Annotated in this window: 19 protein-coding genes; 12 read left to right on the top strand and 7 right to left on the bottom strand. The window is 61.3% G+C overall.

Annotated features, from left to right (window positions below; all coding sequences use genetic code 11):
• Positions 1–164: 164 nt before the first annotated feature.
• Positions 165–1,085 (bottom strand): LysR family transcriptional regulator, encoded by a 921-nt coding sequence (locus J0F90_RS19705; protein ID WP_033639493.1) that lies wholly within the window; start codon positions 1,083–1,085, stop codon positions 165–167.
• Positions 1,086–1,263: 178 nt separating this feature from the next.
• Here J0F90_RS19705 and J0F90_RS19700 point away from each other — a divergent pair, with 178 nt between their 5' ends.
• The 3 genes from J0F90_RS19700 (at position 1,264) to J0F90_RS19690 (ending at position 3,609) form a co-directional block, all read left to right on the top strand.
• Positions 1,264–2,916 carry a multidrug ABC transporter permease/ATP-binding protein gene (locus tag J0F90_RS19700; protein WP_033641360.1) on the top strand — a complete coding sequence of 551 codons (1,653 nt, stop codon included), beginning with the start codon at positions 1,264–1,266 and terminating at the stop codon, positions 2,914–2,916.
• Between the two features lie 388 nt (positions 2,917–3,304).
• The gene (locus tag J0F90_RS19695; RefSeq protein ID WP_049232362.1) at positions 3,305–3,418 is read left to right on the top strand and encodes a YmiA family putative membrane protein; all 114 of its coding nucleotides are present in this window, start codon (positions 3,305–3,307) and stop codon (positions 3,416–3,418) included.
• 23 nt (positions 3,419–3,441) lie between these two features.
• Positions 3,442–3,609 (top strand): hypothetical protein, encoded by a 168-nt coding sequence (locus J0F90_RS19690; protein ID WP_016929940.1) that lies wholly within the window; start codon positions 3,442–3,444, stop codon positions 3,607–3,609.
• On the opposite strand, the gene J0F90_RS19685 is transcribed toward J0F90_RS19690, so the two are convergent.
• Positions 3,602–4,822 carry a CynX/NimT family MFS transporter gene (locus tag J0F90_RS19685; protein ID WP_033639495.1) on the bottom strand — a complete coding sequence of 407 codons (1,221 nt, stop codon included), beginning with the start codon at positions 4,820–4,822 and terminating at the stop codon, positions 3,602–3,604. The genes J0F90_RS19690 and J0F90_RS19685 overlap by 8 nt on opposite strands.
• A gap of 502 nt (positions 4,823–5,324) precedes the next feature.
• On the opposite strand from J0F90_RS19685, the gene agaR reads away from it, so the two are divergent.
• From agaR to agaF, 6 genes are read left to right on the top strand one after another with little or no spacing between them, the layout of a single operon-like run.
• Positions 5,325–6,098 (top strand): transcriptional repressor AgaR, encoded by a 774-nt coding sequence (gene agaR, locus J0F90_RS19680; RefSeq protein ID WP_004931804.1) that lies wholly within the window; start codon positions 5,325–5,327, stop codon positions 6,096–6,098.
• A gap of 23 nt (positions 6,099–6,121) precedes the next feature.
• Positions 6,122–7,405, top strand: coding sequence for a D-tagatose-bisphosphate aldolase, class II, non-catalytic subunit (locus J0F90_RS19675; protein ID WP_033639496.1), 1,284 nt, complete (start codon positions 6,122–6,124; stop codon positions 7,403–7,405).
• A 1-nt stretch (position 7,406) separates the two neighbouring features.
• Entirely contained in the window at positions 7,407–7,883 is a 477-nt protein-coding gene (gene agaV, locus J0F90_RS19670; protein ID WP_004931808.1) for a PTS N-acetylgalactosamine transporter subunit IIB, read from the top strand.
• A 14-nt stretch (positions 7,884–7,897) separates the two neighbouring features.
• A complete protein-coding gene (gene agaW, locus J0F90_RS19665; RefSeq protein WP_016929937.1) occupies positions 7,898–8,677 on the top strand; it encodes a PTS N-acetylgalactosamine transporter subunit IIC in 780 nt (259 codons plus the stop codon).
• Positions 8,667–9,560, top strand: coding sequence for a PTS system mannose/fructose/sorbose family transporter subunit IID (locus J0F90_RS19660; protein ID WP_016929936.1), 894 nt, complete (start codon positions 8,667–8,669; stop codon positions 9,558–9,560). Before agaW ends, J0F90_RS19660 begins: the two co-directional genes overlap by 11 nt.
• Positions 9,561–9,570: 10 nt before the next feature.
• Complete coding sequence (gene agaF, locus J0F90_RS19655) at positions 9,571–10,005, top strand: PTS galactosamine/N-acetylgalactosamine transporter subunit IIA (RefSeq protein WP_016929935.1); 435 nt, start codon at positions 9,571–9,573, stop codon at positions 10,003–10,005.
• Positions 10,006–10,041: 36 nt separating this feature from the next.
• Here the strand turns inward: agaF and J0F90_RS19650 are convergent, their stop codons facing one another.
• Positions 10,042–11,769: an ABC transporter ATP-binding protein/permease gene (locus J0F90_RS19650; RefSeq protein WP_033639497.1), complete on the bottom strand. Its 1,728-nt coding sequence runs from the start codon at positions 11,767–11,769 to the stop codon at positions 10,042–10,044.
• 205 nt (positions 11,770–11,974) lie between these two features.
• Here J0F90_RS19650 and J0F90_RS19645 point away from each other — a divergent pair, with 205 nt between their 5' ends.
• Complete coding sequence (locus J0F90_RS19645) at positions 11,975–12,682, top strand: hypothetical protein (RefSeq protein WP_033639498.1); 708 nt, start codon at positions 11,975–11,977, stop codon at positions 12,680–12,682.
• 28 nt (positions 12,683–12,710) lie between these two features.
• Here J0F90_RS19645 and J0F90_RS19640 read toward each other — a convergent pair whose 3' ends face one another.
• Together J0F90_RS19640 and J0F90_RS19635 are read right to left on the bottom strand one after the other, a co-directional pair.
• The gene (locus J0F90_RS19640; RefSeq protein ID WP_016929932.1) at positions 12,711–13,358 is read right to left on the bottom strand and encodes a DsbA family protein; all 648 of its coding nucleotides are present in this window, start codon (positions 13,356–13,358) and stop codon (positions 12,711–12,713) included.
• 68 nt (positions 13,359–13,426) lie between these two features.
• The gene (locus tag J0F90_RS19635) at positions 13,427–14,311 is read right to left on the bottom strand and encodes an MBL fold metallo-hydrolase (protein WP_016929931.1); all 885 of its coding nucleotides are present in this window, start codon (positions 14,309–14,311) and stop codon (positions 13,427–13,429) included.
• 108 nt (positions 14,312–14,419) lie between these two features.
• Between J0F90_RS19635 and J0F90_RS19630 the strand changes: the two genes are divergently transcribed.
• Entirely contained in the window at positions 14,420–15,328 is a 909-nt protein-coding gene (locus J0F90_RS19630) for a LysR family transcriptional regulator (protein ID WP_015378928.1), read from the top strand.
• Positions 15,329–15,355: 27 nt separating this feature from the next.
• Here J0F90_RS19630 and J0F90_RS19625 read toward each other — a convergent pair whose 3' ends face one another.
• Entirely contained in the window at positions 15,356–16,279 is a 924-nt protein-coding gene (locus tag J0F90_RS19625) for a LysR family transcriptional regulator (RefSeq protein ID WP_033639499.1), read from the bottom strand.
• A 133-nt stretch (positions 16,280–16,412) separates the two neighbouring features.
• Here J0F90_RS19625 and lysA point away from each other — a divergent pair, with 133 nt between their 5' ends.
• Positions 16,413–17,675, top strand: coding sequence for a diaminopimelate decarboxylase (gene lysA, locus J0F90_RS19620; RefSeq protein WP_033639500.1), 1,263 nt, complete (start codon positions 16,413–16,415; stop codon positions 17,673–17,675).
• A gap of 51 nt (positions 17,676–17,726) precedes the next feature.
• Here lysA and galR read toward each other — a convergent pair whose 3' ends face one another.
• Positions 17,727–18,746, bottom strand: coding sequence for an HTH-type transcriptional regulator GalR (gene galR, locus J0F90_RS19615; protein WP_004931832.1), 1,020 nt, complete (start codon positions 18,744–18,746; stop codon positions 17,727–17,729).
• Positions 18,747–18,861 lie beyond the last annotated feature (115 nt).

Here is an 18,861-nt window from a genome sequence, read left to right as displayed (position 1 = left end):
AGGTTAAATTAATTGATTTAAAATCAGTATGATAGGGATTATGGATGTGCGGTAAGTGCGCGAGCTCACATTAATTAGGCGGTAATGTTCAATAGATTATGTCCAAAAATGCCGTAATCCCCGCGGTCTTTTGCGGTAGCGGGGAAATAATCCGAGAGGAAAACTCAAAAATAATGGCTGATATTTTGGTAGGAACCGATGATATGTTCGATCAGCAGACGGGTTTTTAACGGCAGATTGCGGGTATAAGGATAAACGGCGTAAATGCCCAGCACTTTGCCGCAGTGGCCGGCCAGGATCTCCGTCAGTTTACCGTCCTGCAAATCTTCATACACCATGCAGCGCGGCACCATGGCGATGCCGTGGCCGCCGATCACCGCTTTGCGGATCGCCCGCGCATTGTTGGCCGACAGGTTGCCGTTAACCTGCAGCTCGTAGATGCCGTTGCGGCCCGGCCGCTTCATCAGCCAGTTGGCGGTGCCGCTCTCTTGGTAGGTGTAGGTCAGGCAGTTGTGGCTCAGCAGATCGTCGGCGCTGCGCGGTTCCGGGTGGCTTTCCAGGTAGCCCGGCGAGCAGACGATCACCCAGCGGGAATCGAAGATCGGCCGGGCAATCAGGCTGGAGTCCGGCATTGTCCCGGTACGGATCGCCAGATCGATGCCTTCTTCCACCAGATCGACGAAGCGGTTTTCCAGCCGCATTTCGACCTTCAGGCTGGGATGCAGGGCGCAAAATTCCGCCACGCTTTCGCTCAGCAGCAGCTCGCCCGAAATGGTCGGCACCGACATGCGGATGGTGCCGGTCAACTCTTCGCTCTTTTCGCTGACGGCGTACAGCGCCTCCTGCACTTTGGCGCCGATCTCTTTGGCCTGCTGGTAGAGCGCCTGGCCGCTTTCGGTCAGCGTCAGGCTGCGGGTGGTGCGGTACAACAGGCGGGCGCCCAGCGATTTTTCCAACCGCCCGATGCGTTTGCTGACCACCGAGCTGGTGATGCCGGCGCTCTCCGCGGCTTTGCTGAACGAGCCGCAGTCGACAATCAGGGCAAACAGAATCAGGTCGTTGGCGTATTCGTGAGTGGCGAGCATAATCGGCTGTTCCCTTCAGCGGCAAGTGGCGCCAGTGTAAGTCTCTCGTTTCAATAAGCAATCATCAAAATGCCCTTGGCGTCGAAATCAGAGGCTGCGCGAACAATGAGAATTCGTCTTGATCTCATTCTCGCGCCGCTTACAATGCCTGCCAGATCGCGACTTCAGAGGTTTTTTCATGGAACTGCTACGGGTGGTTTATCACCAGTATCGTTGGTCATTTCTGGCGGTTATGGCATTGACCATGACCAGCGCCGGCTTGGGCATCGGTATCATTGCGTTTATCAATCAATACCTGATGGAGGCCGGCGGCGATGCATTGGCTGTGCTGCCGATGTTTCTCGCCCTGCTGGCATTGCTGATGGCGGTCACGCTGGGATCGCAATTGGCGCTGACGACATTGGGCCATTACTTCGTCTACCGTCTGCGCGGGCAGTTAGTGAAGCGCATCCTGGATACCGATATTGAACGCCTTGAACAGTTAGGCAGCGCCTCATTGTTGGCCAGCCTCTCCAGCGATGTCCGCAATATCACCGTCGCCTTCGTGCGCTTGCCCGAACTGGTGCAAGGGGTGATTTTAACCCTGGGGTCGGCGGCCTATCTGGGGTGGCTATCGCCGAAAATGCTGGCGGTGACGGCGGTGTGGGTCGCCGTCACCGTGGTGGGCAGCGGCTGCCTGGTCTCGCGGGTTTATCGCCATATGGCCAGTTTGCGCGAGTCGGAAGAGCGCCTCTATCATCATTACGAATCGGTGATTGACGGTCGCAAGGAGCTGACGTTAAACCGCAAGCGAGCGCAGGCGCTGTACGAACAGACCTATCAACCCGATGCGCAAGCTTACCGCCACCATATCATTCGCGCCGATACCTTCCATTTGAGTGCGCTCAACTGGTCAAATATCATGATGTTGGGGGCGATCGGACTGGTGTTCTTTATGGCTAACAGCCTGGGATGGGCGGACTCGGCGGTGGCCGCCACGTATTCCCTGACGCTGCTGTTCTTGCGCACGCCATTACTGCAGGCGGTCGGGGCGTTTCCGACGCTGGTCAGCGCCGAAGTCGCCTTCAACAAGCTGAAGATGCTGCGCCTGGCCGAGTACCAACCGGCGTTTCCTGCCGCCGCAGGCCGTTCCTGGCAGACGCTGGAGCTGCGCGACGTGGTTTTTCACTATGCCGATACGGAGCAACAGCCCGGTTTTGCCGTCGGGCCGCTTAATCTGACGCTGCGGCGTGGCGAGCTGGTCTTTTTGATCGGCGGCAACGGCAGCGGCAAGTCAACGCTGGCGATGCTGTTGACCGGGTTGTACCGGCCGGTGAGCGGGCACATCGTTCTGGATGGCGTCGCACAGAGCGCGGCGGATATGCCGGGCTATCGTCGGCTGTTTTCGGCGATTTTCACCGATTTTCATCAGTTCGATCGTTTGCAAGGGCCGGAAGGCGGCGAGCCCGATGCGGAACTGGTCGCCGGCTGGCTCGAGCGGTTGAATATGAAAAGCAAACTGCAGTTCGACGGCGCCAGGGTGACCAACCCGCAACTGTCGCAGGGGCAGCGCAAGCGTCTGGCTTTGCTGCTGGCCGTGGCGGAACAGCGCGATATCTTGCTGTTGGATGAATGGGCCGCGGATCAGGATCCGCAATTCCGGCGCATTTTCTATCGCGAGCTGTTGCCAGAACTGCGCGCGCTGGGCAAAACGGTGTTTGCCATCAGCCATGACGATCACTATTTCGAACACGCCGATCGGCTGCTTGAGATGCGCTCGGGTCATTTACGTGAGCTGACCGGCAGCGAGCGTGAACACGCCAGTCGGGATTCCGTCAGCAGAATCGGTTAACTCACACCGGCCCGAGCGAGACTAAAGCGGGCCGGCGCTTCTCTCCGCATGATCCCAGTACGTCGCTTCATTTTATCCCCCGCCTTCAGCGCTGTCTGTTGCCGATTTGGCTTATGGCCAGTCAAGTAATTGATAGTTGAATTATTTACTAGTGGTTTAATTTTGACCTTTAAAGATATGGCACACTGCACGTTCGTTCGCCTATCAATTCAAGTTATCGCCTGCCGATAACAGTGATATCCACGGTGCCGTTCTTACTGAGGCGGTGATGCAGGTCTATGGCTAGCAGCTGTTTTTTAAATTTCCATAGGAAAAAACGACTTTATCGATCGTTAAAACAGATCGATAATTGTCGTTTGAATGGTTTAATCTATTGGTTGAGGGCGCTGTGGTGAGCAAGGATGGATCTGATATCAAACGTAGAGCATGGCTGTGTGTGTTTATCGGTAGCGGGCTGTTCTGGCTGTTAACCGCCGCCGTGATTTATTGGTTACTGAGTTAGCAGGTTAAGCAGGAAGGCGATTCGTGAACAAAAAGCAGGCTAAAAACCGTGAGGGCGCTGAGCGTCGCGCACAGTCCAAAATTCCGCCGTCATGGGTGCTGAGCGATGAGCAGCGCGCCTTTATTGAAGATTTATGGCAGGACACCGACTCTGAGCCGGCGCGTCCCCCATTGCGCCGCAGCGTTAGCTGATCACGCGGCTGCGGCCGGCCAGCGCGCCGAACAGCATTTGCAAGACGGTCAGGCCCAGCAGGGCGATCAACGGCAAGCGCCAGCCTTCCGTCAGATCGTGCAGCAGGCCGAATAGGGTGGGCCCCAGCGCCGCCAACAGATAACCGACGGATTGCGCCATACCCGACAGCAGCGTCGCCTGATGATGATGCTGACTGCGCAATCCAAAGAACGACAGCGCCAGCACCAGCGAACTCCCCGCCCCCAACCCGGCAAACGTCAGCCACACCAGTGAACTGGCGGGTTGCACCAATAATCCCCCGACGCCGATGAAGATCAGCAGTGAGCTGCCCAACGCTATCGCCCGCTGATCGCGCGCCCGCGGCAAAATCACCACCATGACAAAGTTGGCGACGATCGCTACCACCTGGTAAACGAACAGTTCGAAACCCGCCTGCTGAGCGGAGGTGCCGTGGCTGGCGGCAAAAGCGCTGAACCAGCCGATGATGGTGTAGAAGGCGATCGATTGCAGCCCCATGAACATCGCCACTTGCCAGCCCAGCGCGCTGCCCCAGGGAGAGCGATAGCGTTGCGGCTCCGTCGGCTGCGGCTCTTTAGTGGCGGGAGTGGCGGAGCGCCGCAGTTGCGGCAACCACACCAGCAGCGCCAACAGCGCAGGCAAGCCCCAGCATAACAAGGAGAACCGCCAGCCAAGGTCGGCCAGCGAAGCCAGCGGCACGGCCAGACCGGAAGCGATGGCGGCAACCAGCGACATCACCGCCGCATAGGCGGCGATCATCGCGGCGGCGCGATGTGGGAAATCTCTTTTCACCAGCGTCGGCAGCACCACGTTGGCGAAGGCGATGGCGGCGCCGATCAGGATGCTGCCCGGCCATAGCATGGCGTCTTGCGGCAGGGAGCGCAGGGCGATGCCGCAGATCAGCAGCGCGAGGGCGAGGCCCAGGGTGCGCTCGATACCGATGCGTTTCGCCAGCGCCGGGGTCAACGGCGAGAGGATGGCGAACAGGATCAGCGGCAGCGAATTGATCAGGCCGGCGGCGGTGGCGGACAACGCCAGCTGTTGCTGGATCTGTTCCAGCAGCGGGCCGACGCTGGTCAGGGCGGCGCGCAAATTGGCCGCGATCAGCATAATGCCGACGATAAGCAGAATAGGGCGGTGTAACCGGCGACGCGGGGTCGCGGTGGACGCTGGGGGTGAAGCGGGTTGCGGCATGGGTTCCTCGCACCAAGGCATGCAGTCAATCAGTGCTGCATGGCGTGATGCGTTGATTGACGTTAACGCTTACGTACCGAAAATCGACGGTATCCGATCGCCAGTGTAGGGAAGATGGCTCGTGCTGACAAGGGTACGGCCCGGCGGGATGGCGGCGGTTAATCCCCGCCGGCCGCCGGATAATTGCCATTATGTGATCTTGGTCACTGAGTGAACTAAAAGTCATGGCGCGGAGCGCACCATGCGCCGCTTTCGCTTTCCGTGCAGCCCACGCCTCAGCGCTCCGGGGGTATCGCCCGTCATGGCATTTCACTTTTTCCCCCTTCCGCTTTTGGGCTTTTCGATCCGTTTCGATTCGAAAGGTTTTTTGGCGGTTTTTTTGCTAAAACGGGGCTGTAATCCCGATCACAATTTCATTGCTTTCGCTTTGCTGTAATGCCTGCGCAGTAGAGCGAAAGCCATCTTCTCCCCGGCGAAGCCGGAAACCTGAGGACCGCAGCTCATGCCAGTGAATACCGCAAAGCGACGTGAACACATTATCGATCTGTTATGCGAGCACGGCAGCGTGCGCGTGGAACAGCTCAGCAAACAGTTTGCGGTATCCACGGTGACGATCCGCAACGATCTGCGCTTTCTGGAACGAAAAGGGTGTGCGCTGCGCGCTTACGGCGGCGCGATGCTCAATCAGCAATTCGCTTTCGATCGGCCGCTGCGGGACAAAGGGCGGTTGAATCGCGACGTCAAAACGCTGATCGCCAACGCGGCGGCCGGCTATGTGCGCGACGGCGATGCGCTGATCCTCGATTCCGGTTCAACCACCGCGCAGATCGTGCCGTTCCTGAAGGGGCGGCGCGATCTGGTGGTGATGACCAATGCGCTGAACATTGCCTACGAGCTTTCGGGAAACGACGGGGTGGAAGTCATGGTGCTGGGGGGCAGCGTACGCCGCAACTCTTACTCGCTCTACGGTCCGGCTGCCGAGCAGCAATTGCGTCAGTACCGCTTCGACAAGCTGTTTTTGGGCGTCGACGGGTTCGACCTGAGCGCCGGCATCACCACGCCTCACCCCGGTGAAGCGCACCTCAATCGTGTGATGTGCGAGGTGGCGCGCGAGATTATCGCGGTGGCGGATGCCAGCAAATTTGGTCGCAAGAGCTTTTGCATGATTCGCGAAGCCGGACAAATCCATCGGCTGATCACCGACAGCCGTCTTCCGGACGATTACGAGCGGGCGTTAACCGAGTTGGGCGTGGAGGTCATCATCGCCGATCGGTAGCAGGGCGCCTGCATGGGGGCTTCATGCAGCAGTTGTTACAGCTTGTCGAGCAGCACAAGGCCGGTATGCCGGTCGGGATCTTTTCCGTCTGTTCTGCCCATCCCTGGGTTCTGAAGGCCGCGCTGCGGCAGGCCAAAGCCCGCGGCACGCCGGTGTTGGTGGAGGCGACGTCCAACCAGGTCAATCAATTCGGCGGCTATACCGGCCAAACGGCGGCCCAGTTCCGCGATGGGTTGTGGCGTCTGGCGGATGAAGTGGGCCTGGCGCGCGAGCGCGTGTGGCTGGGTGGCGATCATCTGGGGCCAAACGCCTGGCAAGATCGCCCGGCTCAGGAAGCGATGGCGCTGGCGGAAACCTTGATAGACGATTACGTTCGCGCCGGATTTCGCAAAATTCACCTCGATTGTTCCATGTCGTGCGCCGATGATCCCTCGCCCCTGGGGGATGCCACGGTTGCCGAGCGGGCGGCGCGTTTGTGCGCGGTGGCGGAACGCGCCTGGGCGCAGAGCGGCGGCGAAGCGCCGGTCTATGTGATCGGCACCGAGGTGCCGGTGCCGGGCGGCGCGCAGGAGGCGCTGGCGGGTCTGCAGGTCACCACGCCGCAGGCGGTGGCGCAAACGCTGGAAACGCATCGTATCGCCTGGCAAAAAGCCGAGCTGAACGATGCCTGGCTGCGAACTATCGCGCTGGTGGTGCAGCCGGGCGTCGAGTTCGATCACCACAGCGTTGAGCATTACCAACCGCAGCGCGCCGACGCATTGAGCCATTTCATCGAACGGCAGCCGGGCATGATCTATGAAGCGCACTCTACGGATTACCAACCGCCGCAGGCCTACCGCCAACTGGTGCGCGATCACTTCGCCATCCTGAAGGTGGGGCCGGCGCTGACCTTCGCGCTGCGCGAAGCGCTGTTCGCCCTCGATCGCATCGAACGCGAATGGTTGGGGGAACGCCAGTCGGCGCAGCTGTGCGCCACGCTGGAGCAGGTGATGCGCGAGCAGCCGCAGCAATGGAGCCGCTATTACCACGGCACGCCGCACCAACAGTATCTCGATCGCCACTACAGCCTGAGCGATCGGGTGCGTTACTACTGGCCGCAGCCGCAGGTGCAGCAGGCGGTCGACGGTTTGCTGGACAACCTGCGCCGCAGCCCGGCGCCGCTGGCGCTGCTCAGCCAGTACCTGCCGGATCAGGCGCGGGCGCTGAACGCCGGCGAATTGAGCGCCGATCCGCAGGAGTGGGTGCTGCATAAAGTGACGCAGGTGCTCGACGATTACCACGCCGCCTGTTACCCGGAGGGCCGCTGACATGCCGAACATTTTAATGACTCGCATCGACAATCGTCTGGTGCACGGCCAGGTGGGCGTGACCTGGACCAATACCCTCGGCGCCAACCTGGTAGTGGTGGCCAACGACGAGGCCGCCGCCGATCCGGTGCAGCAGAACCTGATGGACATGGTGGTGGCGGAAGGGGTGCAGACCCGTTATTTCACGCTGCAGAAAACCATCGACGTGATCCACAAGGCGGCGGATCGGCAGAAGATCTTCCTGGTGTGCAAAACGCCGCAGGATGTGTTGACGCTGGTGCGCGGCGGGGTGCCGATCCGTTTCGTCAACGTCGGCAACATGCACTTCGCCGAGGGGAAGCGGCAGGTGCACAAAACGGTGTCGCTGGACGACGGCGACGTGGCCGCGTTCCGCGCGCTGGCGGAACTGGGCGTGGAGTGCGAAGTGCGCCGGGTGCCGGATGAAGCGGGCGAGGCGATCGGCAAACTGCTCTTTTGAGCCAGGGGGGAAGCATGTTGACGGATGCGCTATTGATTGCGTTGTTGGCCGGATTGGCCGGGGTTGACCTGTTCGACGGTCTGACCCATTTCCACCGGCCGGTGGTGATGGGGCCGCTGGTGGGGCTGATTTTGGGCGACGTCTACACCGGGTTGCTGGTGGGCGGCACGCTGGAGCTGGTGTGGATGGGCATGGTGCCGCTGGCGGGCGCCCAACCGCCGAACGTGGTGATCGGCGGAGTGATCGGCACCGCGTTCGCCATTCTGACCAAGGCCGACCCTAAAGTGGCGATCGGCGTGGCGGTGCCGTTCTCGATTGCGGTGCAGGGCTGCATCACGCTGCTGTTTACGCTGTACTCACCGATGATGCACCGCTGCGATCGCATGGTGAAAGCGCTGAACTGGCGCGGCATCGAACGGGTGAATTACCTGGGCATCAGCATTCTGTTCATCTTCTATTTCGTGGTGGCGTTCCTGCCGATTTACTTCGGCGCCGATGCGGCCAGCGCCATGGTGCAGAAGGCGCCGGGCTGGCTGCTGGACGGGCTGGCGGTGGCGGGCGGCATGATGCCGGCGATCGGCTTCTCGCTGCTGATGAAAGTGATGATGAAAAAAACCTACGTGGCCTATTTTATCCTCGGTTTCATCTCGGTCACGTTCCTCAAGCTGCCGATCCTGGCGGTGGCGCTGGGCGCCCTGGCGATCGCCCTGATCGATTTCTTCAACACGCAACGCGGCACGGCAGAGGCGACCGCCCGGCCCGCTCCGCAGGAGGACGCCGAAGATGGCATTTAACGATTCCGACGATCTGCTGGCGCAAAAGGCCGAGCAGCGCATGGCGCAGGCGCTGGCCACCAGCCAGGTGGAGCAGGACGATTATCTGGACAGCCAGCCCGCCGAAGCGCTGACGCGCGGCGACATCAACCGCATGGCCTGGCGTTCGCTGCTGTTGCAGGCGTCGTTCAACTACGAGCGCATGCAGGCGGGCGGCTGGCTGTATCAGTTGATCCCCGGGCTGCGCAAGATCCACCGCAACCCGCAGGATCTGGCCAACTCGATGAAGATGCACATGGAATTTATCAACGTGCACCCGTTCGACGTCACCTTCCTGTCTGGTTTGGTGCTGGCGATGGAGCAGAACAAGGAGAAGATCTCCACCATTCGCGCGGTGAAAGTGGCGCTGATGGGGCCGCTCGGCGGCATCGGCGACGCGCTGTTTTGGCTGACGCTGTTGCCGATCTGCGCCGGCATAGGCGCTTCGCTGGCATTGGAGGGCAGCCTGTTCGGGCCGATCGTCTTCCTGCTGCTGTTCAATCTGTTCCACTTCGGCCTGCGTTTTGGGCTGGCGCACTACGGTTATCAGGCCGGCACCAGCGCGCTGGCGCTGCTGAAGACCCACACCCGGCGCATTTCTCACGCCGCGTCGATCGTCGGCATGACGGTGATCGGCGCGCTGGTGGCCTCGTATGTGCACCTGTCCACGCCGCTGGTGATGCACGCCGGCAAGGCCAGCGTGGCGCTGCAGACCGACGTGCTGGACAAGCTGATGCCCAACTTGTTGCCGCTGTGCTTCACGCTGCTCATTTTCTTCCTGATGAAGCGCGGTTTCTCGCCGGTGAAGCTGATTGGCGTCACCGTAGCGATCGGCGTGGCGGGCAAATTTATCGGTATTTTGTGAGGAGCGGGCTATGCCAGGCATTGTGATTACCGGCCACGGCGGCTTTGCCACCGGGCTGTTGCAGGCGGTGGAACAGGTGGTGGGGCCGCAGCGGCACTGTGCGGCGGTCGATTTCCCCGAACAGATGAGCACCGCGCAACTCAACGACGCCCTACGCTCGGCGCTGGCGGCGGTGGCGCAGCCGGACGGTGTGGTGTTCCTGACCGATATGCTCGGCGGTTCGCCGTTTCGCAGCGCCTGCGAACTGGCGGATGCGCAGGGCGATTGCGAAGTGCTCACCGGCGTCAACATGCAGTTGGCGGCGGAAATGATGCTGGAGCGCGATGGGCTGAATCTGGATGAATTTCGCGAGATGGCTTTGGCGTGCGGTAAACGCGGCCTGACCAGCCTGTGGCATGAACGCCGCCGGGTGAAGTGCGAAGACGCGCAGGCCGATGGCATCTGAACGAAAACCGGGCGCGCCCGCGCCCGGCTTCGTGAGTTATGCCGGCAACGGGCTAAGCGCCAGGCGCGCCGGTTGGTCTTCGCCGCGGCTGAAGCGCCAGCAGGTCTGATGGTACTTCGCCACGCTGTTGCGGTGCGCTACGCTGATCAGCGTCATGTCCGGCAGTTCATCCACCAGCAGGCAGTACATCAGCTGCTCGGTTTCGTCGTCCAGCGCGCTGGTGGCCTCGTCGAGGAACAGGATGCTCGGGCGAATCAACAGGGCGCGGGCGAACGCCAGCCGCTGTTGCTCTCCCGGCGACAGGCGATGGCTCCAGTTGGCGGAGGTATCCAGCCAGCGCTGCAGGTGTTTCAGACGGCAGTTTTCCAGCACCCGTATCAGCTGTTCGTCGCTGTATTCTGACGCCAGGCTCGGGTAGCTCAGCGCCTCGCGCAGCGTGCCGATCGGAATGTAGCTGCGCTGGGGCAGGAACAGCGTGTTGGCGTTGGCCGCCACCCCGATGGCGCCCGCGCCGTAAGGCCAGATACCGGCGATGGCCCGCAGCAGCGTCGACTTGCCGCAGCCGGAAGGGCCGACGATCAGCAGGCGATCGCCGCGTTGCAGCGTCATCTCTGCGCCGGCCAGCAGCGGTTGGCCGTCGGGCAAGTTCAGGCTGAGGTTATCCAGCGTCAACGGATGGGCGGTCTCTTCCCGCAGCTGAATGCCGCGCGGCTGATGGTGAACCTGATCGACGGCGGCGTTGAAGCCGGCCAAACGGTTAACGCAGGCTTTCCAGGTCGCCAAGTCGTTAAACGCGTCGATAAACCACGACAGCGCACCCTGCACCTGGCCGAAGGCCGAGGCGATCTGCATCAGGCCGCCCATCTGAATGGCGTCGGAGAAGTAGCGCGGCGCCGCCACCAGCAGGGGAAACACGATGGCGAACTGGCCGTAGAAGTTGGTGGCGATGTTCAGCCGCCGGGTGATGCGCATGATCGCCCACCAGTTGCTGCGAATGGTGTCGAAACGGTCACCCAACTGTTGCGCCTCGCGCGGTTCGCCGTGGTATAGCGCAATGGCGTCGTTGTTTTCGCGGATGCGGATCAGGCCGAAACGGAAGTTCGCCTCATACCGCTCCTGGTTAAAGCCCAGCATGACCAGCGGTTTGCCGACCCACCAGATCAGCAGCGATCCCAGCACCGCATACAGCAGCGCGAACCACACCATATAGCCGGGCAAGGTGATGGCGTGTTGACCGAGCGCGAAGGTCATCGGCCCGCTGACGTGCCATAAAATGTCGATAAAGGAAAACAGCGTCACCAGGCTGGAGAGCAGCCCGAGCGACAGTGACAGGGTATATTGGGTCAGTACGTTGAGATCTTCAGCGATACGCTGATCGGGGTTATCGACGATCTGCTGCTGCTCGGTATGGTAATACGCCTGGTGCGCCAGCCATTTTCCCATGAACTTTTCCGTCATCCAGCGCCGCCAGCGCATCTGCAGCCCCTGAGTCAGGTAGATCTTGTAGACCGCCAGCACGATGAAGATCAGCGCCAGATAGGTGAAGCGCCACAGCTGCGCCTTGAACACCGGGTAGTTTTTGTTCTGCAACGCATCGTAGAACACCTGGTTCCACTGGTTGATCTGCACGCTGATATAGACCAGACCAAGCGACAGGACGACGATGGCTGTTAGCATCATCCAGGCGCGCCACCGCTCCTCAGACACCCAAAAGGGTTTGATCAACTGCCACACGGCGTGTTTCTGCAAGGGGGTTGCGTTCATAACGGCTCGATAATTGCGATGTTTTGTTCAGCATGGGCTGCGGGCCGGTAACAAACAAACCGCGACTGTAAGCAGTTTTGACTCCGCTAACCGTTTGAAATAAGGCGGCTGAATCGTCAGCGGCGCGCTGGCGGGCGCAATTGCGGCATACACTCCGGCGCAGGGCGGTTATACTGGCGCTGAATTTTTGCAGAAAGGATAAACGATGAAGGCTTGGTTTCCCCTGTTGCTGACCTGCGGCGTCTTCGCCAGCGCCCGGGCCTGGGCGCACATTGACGAGCCGGACATCGCCGCCGACTGTCAAAAGGTGGCGAGCTACGCCGAACTGGGAAAAAAGGCCTATCAGCGGCAGGATTACGCCAAAGCCGCCGACATCTTTCGCGATCAGGCGGCCTGGAGCGAGTTTTGCGGCCTGAGCGAGCAGGCTGTCGCCACGGCTTACAACAACGTGGCGCTGTCGCTGATGCACGCCGGGGAATTGCTCAAGGCGCAGGCCTATCTGGCGCTGGCGCCGCACGACGACAAATCGCAGCACAACATGAGCCTGTTGCGCCAACGCCTGGCGCAGCAGCCGCAGCCCAAGGGGCCGGGCGGCGTGTATTGGCAATACGCCGGGCGCGGCGTGTGGAGCGAAGTGGCGGTGAAGCCGCAGGGCGAGCGCTGGTTGATCGCGTTTTCCGGCTACGCCATGCCGCAGATGGGACTGTATTACGGGCCGAACATGGGCGACTTCACCGCCGAGCTGCCGATCGAACACGGCAAGGCTGTCTACCACCAGCATGAAGCGGAAAGCGCGCAGGTCTGCGACGTGACGATGGCGTTTGGCGAACAAGCGCTGGAGATGCATACGCGGGGGGATTGCGGGTTCGGTCACAACGTGCGGGCGGAAGGGCGGTTCGTGCGGGTCGAATGACTCGCCCCGGCGAGCGGGGCGAGAAGGGTTACGCCAGCGCGGCGGCGCCCAGCAGGTTCTTCCAGGCTTCCACATTGCCCAGATAGTTCCCGGCCGGCAGCAGATGCAGGCGGCCTTCGCTGTCCTGCAGCGCAAAGGTCGGGAAGCCCTGGCCTTGCACTTTGGCGAGCAGCGCCCGGCTTTCCGCGATGTGTTGCGCGGTCGGTGCGCCGCTGTTGAAGCGCATTTCGGCGATAAACGCCGCCGAAGGCAACCCCAGCTCTTTCGCCAACGCTTCCAGCACCGGCGTGTCGGCGATGCGCCGACCTTCCTTATAGTGCGCCTGCTGAATGCGGTGCAACATGTCCAGCCCGCGTCCAGACAGCTTTTCCGCCGCCAGGATAGCGGTGATCGGCGGTTCGGAATCCATCACCGCCGTGGTGTCGCGCAGCAGGCCGTTGAAATAGGCTTCGCCGAACGGCTGGCCCGTCATTTCGGCGATGCGTTTGTCGTGCGGAATGACATAGTTGCGCCACTCGTCGGTGATCTGGCGGCGATTGTTGCCGGTCATCATGCCGCCGGCGTGCGGCACGATCTTCAGCCCGGGGAGGCTCTGAGCCGCTTTCACCAGCGGCGCGGCGCCATAGCACCAGCCACACAGCGGATCGAAAATGTAATGTAACGTGGTTTCGGTCATCTTTACTCCTCGCTTGGCGCGCGGCAACTCGCCGCGGCGCCGGGGCTGGTTCAATCACGCAGGGGCGCTTATTGCGGCCACTTCATCTCGCCTTTCAGCACTTTTGCGCTCAGTTCCAGGCTCGATTCGTCTTTCAGCGTCGGGTAGTGCTTTTTCATCGCTTCAATCAGCGCGGCGGAGTCCTTGGCCTTCGGCAGTTCGGCTTCCAGCGTGGTCAGGTATTTCTGGGTAAAGTGCACCGATGCCAGCGTTTGCGCGGCGCCTGGCAGGAAGTGGCCCGGCACGACGACCTGCGGCTTCAGCGCTTCGATGTTTTTCAGCGTCTGCTGCCAGTGCTGGCGCGATTCCTCGGTCTGGTTGTCGGCGATCCACGGATGGATATTGTCACCGGCGACCGCGACGCCGCCCACGACCGCTTTCAGCGCCGGGATCCAGACGAAGGTGCGATCGGGGGTCGGGCCGTTCAGGCCTTTCACTTCCACTTTCTGGCCGTCGATGGTGAAGCTGTCGCCCTGCAGCGGCTGCGGCACGATCACGGTTTTCGGCGCGTTGTCTTTCAGGATCGGGCCCCAATAGGCGACTTTGCCGTCTTTGGTGGCGTTGATGTCCTTGATGGTGCCTGGCGAAGCGATGATTTTCGCCTCCGGGAAGGCCGCCTTAATCACGTCCAGACCGAAATAGAAATCCGGGTCTGAGTGGCTGATGTAGACGGTGGTCAGCTTCTTGCCGGTCGCCTTGATCTTTTTCACCAGCTCTTCGGCATCGTTACGCTGGAACTGAGCGTCAATCAGCGCCACTTCGTGTTGGCCGCTGACGATTTCGGAAGACACCGGGAACACGCTTTTCTCGCCCGGGTTATACACTTCCATGGTCAGGGTATCGGCAGCGGTGGCGTAAGTGCTCAGTGTGGCGACGCCGGTGAAGGCCAGAGTTAACAGTGATTTCTTAAACATGGGCAGAGGTCCTTAGGTATCGGTTAATGTTGTAACGATGTTAGGTTGCATAAAGCGATAGAAAAACCGGATAATAAGCAATTATTCGTTGCATAAATCGGACTAATCATGGATCGCATTACCGCCGCTGAGGTTTTTGTCACCATCGTCGATCGCGGCAGCATGATCGCCGCCGCGGAAACGCTGGAGATGTCGCGCGCGATGGTGACGCGCTACCTGGCGCAGATGGAGCAATGGGCCGGGGCGCGTTTACTGCACCGCACTACCCGTAAGCTTAGTCTGACCGACGCCGGTGAGCGTACTCTGGAACGTTGCCGACAAATGTTGGCGCTGGCGGGGGAAATCGATCTGGTGGAGGAAGGGCAGAGCGACGAACTGCGCGGCCTGCTGCGCATCACCTGTTCGCAGTCGCTCGGGCAAACGGCGCTGGTGGGGGCGGTCGCTCAGTATCTGAAGCGTCACCCGCAGGTGGCGGTCGATCTGCAGATGAACAACCGGGCGGTGAACCTGGTGGAAGAGCGCATCGATCTGGCGCTGCGCATCACCAACGAGCTGGATCCCAACCTGATCGCCCGTCCGCTGTCCACCTGCGCATCGGTGGTGTGCGCCGCGCCGGCGTATCTGGCGGCACACGGCACCCCGCGCCAACCGCAGGATCTGGCGTTGCACAACTGCCTGACCTACTCCTATTTCGGCAAAAGCCTGTGGCACTTCGATGCTCAGGGAGTGAAATCGGCGGTGGCGGTCAGCGGCAACCTGAGCGCCAATGAGTCGGTGGTGTTGATGGCCGGCACGGTGCAGGGCGCGGGCATTTCCATGCAGCCCTACTATTCGGCGGCCCCGCTGCTGGCCAGCGGCGAACTGGTCGAATTGTTGCCGGATTACCGGCCGCAGTCGATGGGCATCTACGGCATCTACACCTCGCGTCGCCAGATGCCCGCCACCTTGCGCACCATGCTGGACTTTCTGGTGGAGTGGTTTGCCACCGATCCGCAGTGGCAGGCGACGCTGCGCTAAGGCCTCGGCAATATTCCCACGCCGCTTTCAGCGCCTGACAGCGGCGGCCAGCCGGGCGGAGAAGCGTGCCGCCTGCTGATGCAAATGGTCGATAAAGGCCGTGACCAGCGCCGATGAAGGGCGGTGCAGCGGCCGGATCAGGCTGACGGTGAACGGCACGTCGATGCTGAAGGGCCGCACGTGCACGCCGTTGCCGGCATAGTCGAGCGCCGTCAGCGGGTTAACGATCGACACCCCCACGCCGGCTCTCACCATGGCGCACACTGACGCCGCACTGTGCGTTTCCATCACCATGCGGCGCTCGACGCCTTGCTCGGCGAACAGCGCATCCAGCAAGTGACGATAGCTGTCGGTGCTCGACAGGCTGATGAAGTTCTGCCCGGCGAAGTCCTGCGGCGTCAGCTGGTCTTTTACCAGCAGCGGGTGGCCCGTCGGCAGCACGCACACTTCGTTCAACGTCATCAGCGTCACCCGTTCGGTGCCCGCCGGCGTGAGGGTGGTTTCCGTCAGCCCAAGATCGTGGCGCTGGGCAGACAGCCACTCTTCCAGCAGCGGCGACTCTTGCGGGATCACGCTGAAGCTGACTTCCGGATAACGTTCGATAAAGGGCTGGCACACCGCCGGCAGCAGCGATTGGGAAAATACCGGCAGGCACACGATCGACAGCTGCGCCTGCTGAAACTGGCGGATGCCGGCGGCGGCGTTGACGATGCGATCGAGACCGTAATAGGAGCGTTGCACCTCTTCGAACAACCGTAACCCTTGCACGGTAGGGGACAAACGCCCGCGCACCCGGTCGAACAGCTGCAGCCGAATCAGCTTTTCAAAGCGCGCCAGCTCGCGGCTGACGGTCGGTTGCGAGGTTTGCAGCAGGGCCGCCGCCTCGGTCAGGTTGCCGGTGGTCATCACCGCCCGAAAGATTTCGATTTGCCGCAAAGAGATACTGTGCATGGCGAGGCCGCTCGACTGTAGAGAAAGCCATATCATAAATGAATAGACTACGGCTAAATAGATATTTTCCACTCGATTCAGCGTGCGGCACTATGGCTTTATCTGCCGTCATTTTCGAATTGGGAATCTCGCCATGCCACGCCCGTTGCACGACACCTCCACCGCGTTGAACGCCGCTAACCTGCTGGCTTTGCCGCAGCGTTTCGGCTGCCCGGTCTGGGCTTATGATGCGGACATCATCAGCCAGCGCATCGCTCAGCTGCGCCATTTCGACACCATTCGTTTCGCGCAGAAGGCCTGTTCGAACATTCATATTTTGCGCTTGATGCGCGAGCAGGGCGTGAAGGTGGATTCGGTGTCGCTGGGCGAGATCGAACGGGCGCTGCAGGCCGGTTTTCAGCCGGGCGGCGAACCGAGCGAGATCGTGTTTACCGCGGACGTGTTGGATCACGCCACGCTGGCGCGCGTCAGCGCATTGAAGATCCCGGTTAACGCCGGTTCCATCGACATGCTGGATCAGCTCGGCCAGGTTTCCGCAGGGCATCCGGTGTGGCTGCGCGTTAACCCGGGATTTGGCCACGGCCACAGCCAGAAAACCAACACCGGCGGCGAGAACAGCAAGCACGGCATCTGGTATGCCGACCTGCCGCAGGCGGTGGAGAGGATCCGCCGCTATGGCCTGCAACTGATCGGCGTGCACATGCACATCGGTTCCGGCGTCGATTACCAGCATCTGGAGCGCGTCTGCGATGCGATGGTGCAGCAGGTGATCGATCTCGGTCATGACATCAGCGCCATTTCCGCCGGCGGCGGCCTGTCTATCCCGTATCAGTACGGCGAAGAGGCGATCGATACCGAACATTATTTCGGTTTGTGGAATCGGGCGCGTGAACGCATCGCCGCGCATCTGGGGCATCCGGTGCAGTTGGAGATTGAACCCGGGCGTTTCCTGATGGCGGAAGCGGGCGTCTTGGTGGCCGAGGTGCGGGCGGTGAAAGACATGGGCAGCCGCCACTTCGTGCTGGTGGACGCCGGTTTTAACGATCTGATGCGCCCGGCGATGTACGGCAGTTACCACCATATTTCGCTGTTGCCGGCCGATGGGCGCGATACCTCGGGGCAAGCGCTGCGCGAAACGGTGATCGCCGGGCCGCTGTGCGAATCCGGCGACGTGTTCACCCAGCAGGCGGGCGGCGGCGTGGAAACCCGAGAGCTGCCGCCGGTGCAGATCGGCGATTATCTGGTGTTTCACGATACCGGCGCCTACGGCGCGTCGATGTCCTCCAACTACAACAGCCGTCCGCTGTTGCCTGAAGTGCTGTTCGAAAACGGCGAGCCGCGATTGATCCGCCGCCGCCAAACCATCGAAGAACTGATCGCGCTGGAACTTATCTGATCAGCGGGCGGGCGCCTGGCGCCCGCTTCACAGCGTTATGCGGCGGCATGATTACGGCTGTTCGTGCGCGTTGTTGAGGGTGGCGACCGAGTGGCGGCGCACCAGCGTCGGGCTGAACATGTTGGTGATTTCCGGCAGCGGTTGGCGATTGGCCAAGGCCAGGGCCAGCTCCGCCGCCTGGGTCGCCATCGCCACAATCGGGTAGCGAATGGTGGTCAGGCGCGGCCGAAGATAGCGCGAAATCAGCACGTCGTCGAAACCGATCAGCGAAATCTCCCCCGGTACGTCGACGCTGTTATCGCTCAGCACCGACAGCGCGCCGGCGGCCATCGGATCGTTGTAGCAGGTAATGGCGGAGAACGAACGGCCGCGGCCGAGCAATTCTGTCATCGCCTGTTCGCCGCCGATCTCGTCCGGTTCGCCATAGGCGATCAGCTTTTCATCCACCGCGATGCCGTGTTCACGCAGCGCGTCGAGATAGCCCTGCAGCCGGTCGGTGGCGTCGGAAATCTGGTGGGTGGAGCAGATGATGGCAATGCGCTGATGCCCTTGCTGGATCAGATGACGGGTCGCCAGCCAGGCGCCGTAGCGATCGTCGAGCGCCACGCAGCGCGTTTCGAAGCCCGGCAGCGTGCGGTTGATCAGCACCATGCCCGGGATCTGTTGCATCCAGCCGCAAAGTTCCTGATCGCTCAGCCTTTTGGCGTGCACCACCAGCGCTTCGCAGCGGTGCCGCACCAGCTGTTCAATCGCCTGACGCTCTTTTTCGGCGTCGTGGTAACCGTTGCCAATCAGCAGAAAATTGTGGGTGGCGTAGGCCACCTGCTCGACCGCCTTGACCATCGCGCCGAAGAAGGGATCGGAAACGTCGGAGACGATCAGGCCCAGCGTCTCGGTGGATTGCTGCGCCAGCGCTCGTGCGTTGGCGTTAGGGTGATACTGCAGCTGTTCCATGGCGGCCTGCACCGCGGTGCGCGACCCTTCGCTGGCCTTGGGGGAATTGTTTATCACGCGGGATACCGTGGCCACGGAAACCCCCGCCAGCCTGGCAACATCCTTTATCGTAGCCATATCAGTCAACACATCCTGGGTAATCGCTTACATCCCCCAGTTTTGCGGAAAAAAACCGGGGCTGCAAGCGGTCTCGTGCGCAACTTGTGGCGGCCGTTGCAGAATCTCTTCGAGT

Source organism: Serratia marcescens subsp. marcescens ATCC 13880, assembly GCF_017299535.1.
GTDB classification, from domain to species: Bacteria; Pseudomonadota; Gammaproteobacteria; order Enterobacterales; family Enterobacteriaceae; genus Serratia; species Serratia marcescens.
Note: the sequence above shows the minus strand (reverse complement) of the source record. Positions and strands in the feature narration are given on the sequence as shown.

Coding starts and splice junctions, on each gene's coding strand:
- J0F90_RS19700 (WP_033641360.1), top strand. CDS start 1,264: ATGGAACTGCTACGGGTGGTTTATCACCAGTATCGTTGGTCATTTCTG.
- J0F90_RS19675 (WP_033639496.1), top strand. CDS start 6,122: ATGCAGCAGTTGTTACAGCTTGTCGAGCAGCACAAGGCCGGTATGCCG.
- J0F90_RS19660 (WP_016929936.1), top strand. CDS start 8,667: ATGGCATTTAACGATTCCGACGATCTGCTGGCGCAAAAGGCCGAGCAG.
- agaV (WP_004931808.1), top strand. CDS start 7,407: ATGCCGAACATTTTAATGACTCGCATCGACAATCGTCTGGTGCACGGC.
- J0F90_RS19640 (WP_016929932.1), bottom strand. CDS start 13,358: ATGACCGAAACCACGTTACATTACATTTTCGATCCGCTGTGTGGCTGG.
- J0F90_RS19650 (WP_033639497.1), bottom strand. CDS start 11,769: ATGAACGCAACCCCCTTGCAGAAACACGCCGTGTGGCAGTTGATCAAA.
- J0F90_RS19705 (WP_033639493.1), bottom strand. CDS start 1,085: ATGCTCGCCACTCACGAATACGCCAACGACCTGATTCTGTTTGCCCTG.
- J0F90_RS19630 (WP_015378928.1), top strand. CDS start 14,420: ATGGATCGCATTACCGCCGCTGAGGTTTTTGTCACCATCGTCGATCGC.
- J0F90_RS19625 (WP_033639499.1), bottom strand. CDS start 16,279: ATGCACAGTATCTCTTTGCGGCAAATCGAAATCTTTCGGGCGGTGATG.
- lysA (WP_033639500.1), top strand. CDS start 16,413: ATGCCACGCCCGTTGCACGACACCTCCACCGCGTTGAACGCCGCTAAC.
- galR (WP_004931832.1), bottom strand. CDS start 18,746: ATGGCTACGATAAAGGATGTTGCCAGGCTGGCGGGGGTTTCCGTGGCC.
- agaF (WP_016929935.1), top strand. CDS start 9,571: ATGCCAGGCATTGTGATTACCGGCCACGGCGGCTTTGCCACCGGGCTG.
- J0F90_RS19635 (WP_016929931.1), bottom strand. CDS start 14,311: ATGTTTAAGAAATCACTGTTAACTCTGGCCTTCACCGGCGTCGCCACA.
- J0F90_RS19645 (WP_033639498.1), top strand. CDS start 11,975: ATGAAGGCTTGGTTTCCCCTGTTGCTGACCTGCGGCGTCTTCGCCAGC.
- agaR (WP_004931804.1), top strand. CDS start 5,325: ATGCCAGTGAATACCGCAAAGCGACGTGAACACATTATCGATCTGTTA.
- J0F90_RS19685 (WP_033639495.1), bottom strand. CDS start 4,822: ATGCCGCAACCCGCTTCACCCCCAGCGTCCACCGCGACCCCGCGTCGC.
- agaW (WP_016929937.1), top strand. CDS start 7,898: ATGTTGACGGATGCGCTATTGATTGCGTTGTTGGCCGGATTGGCCGGG.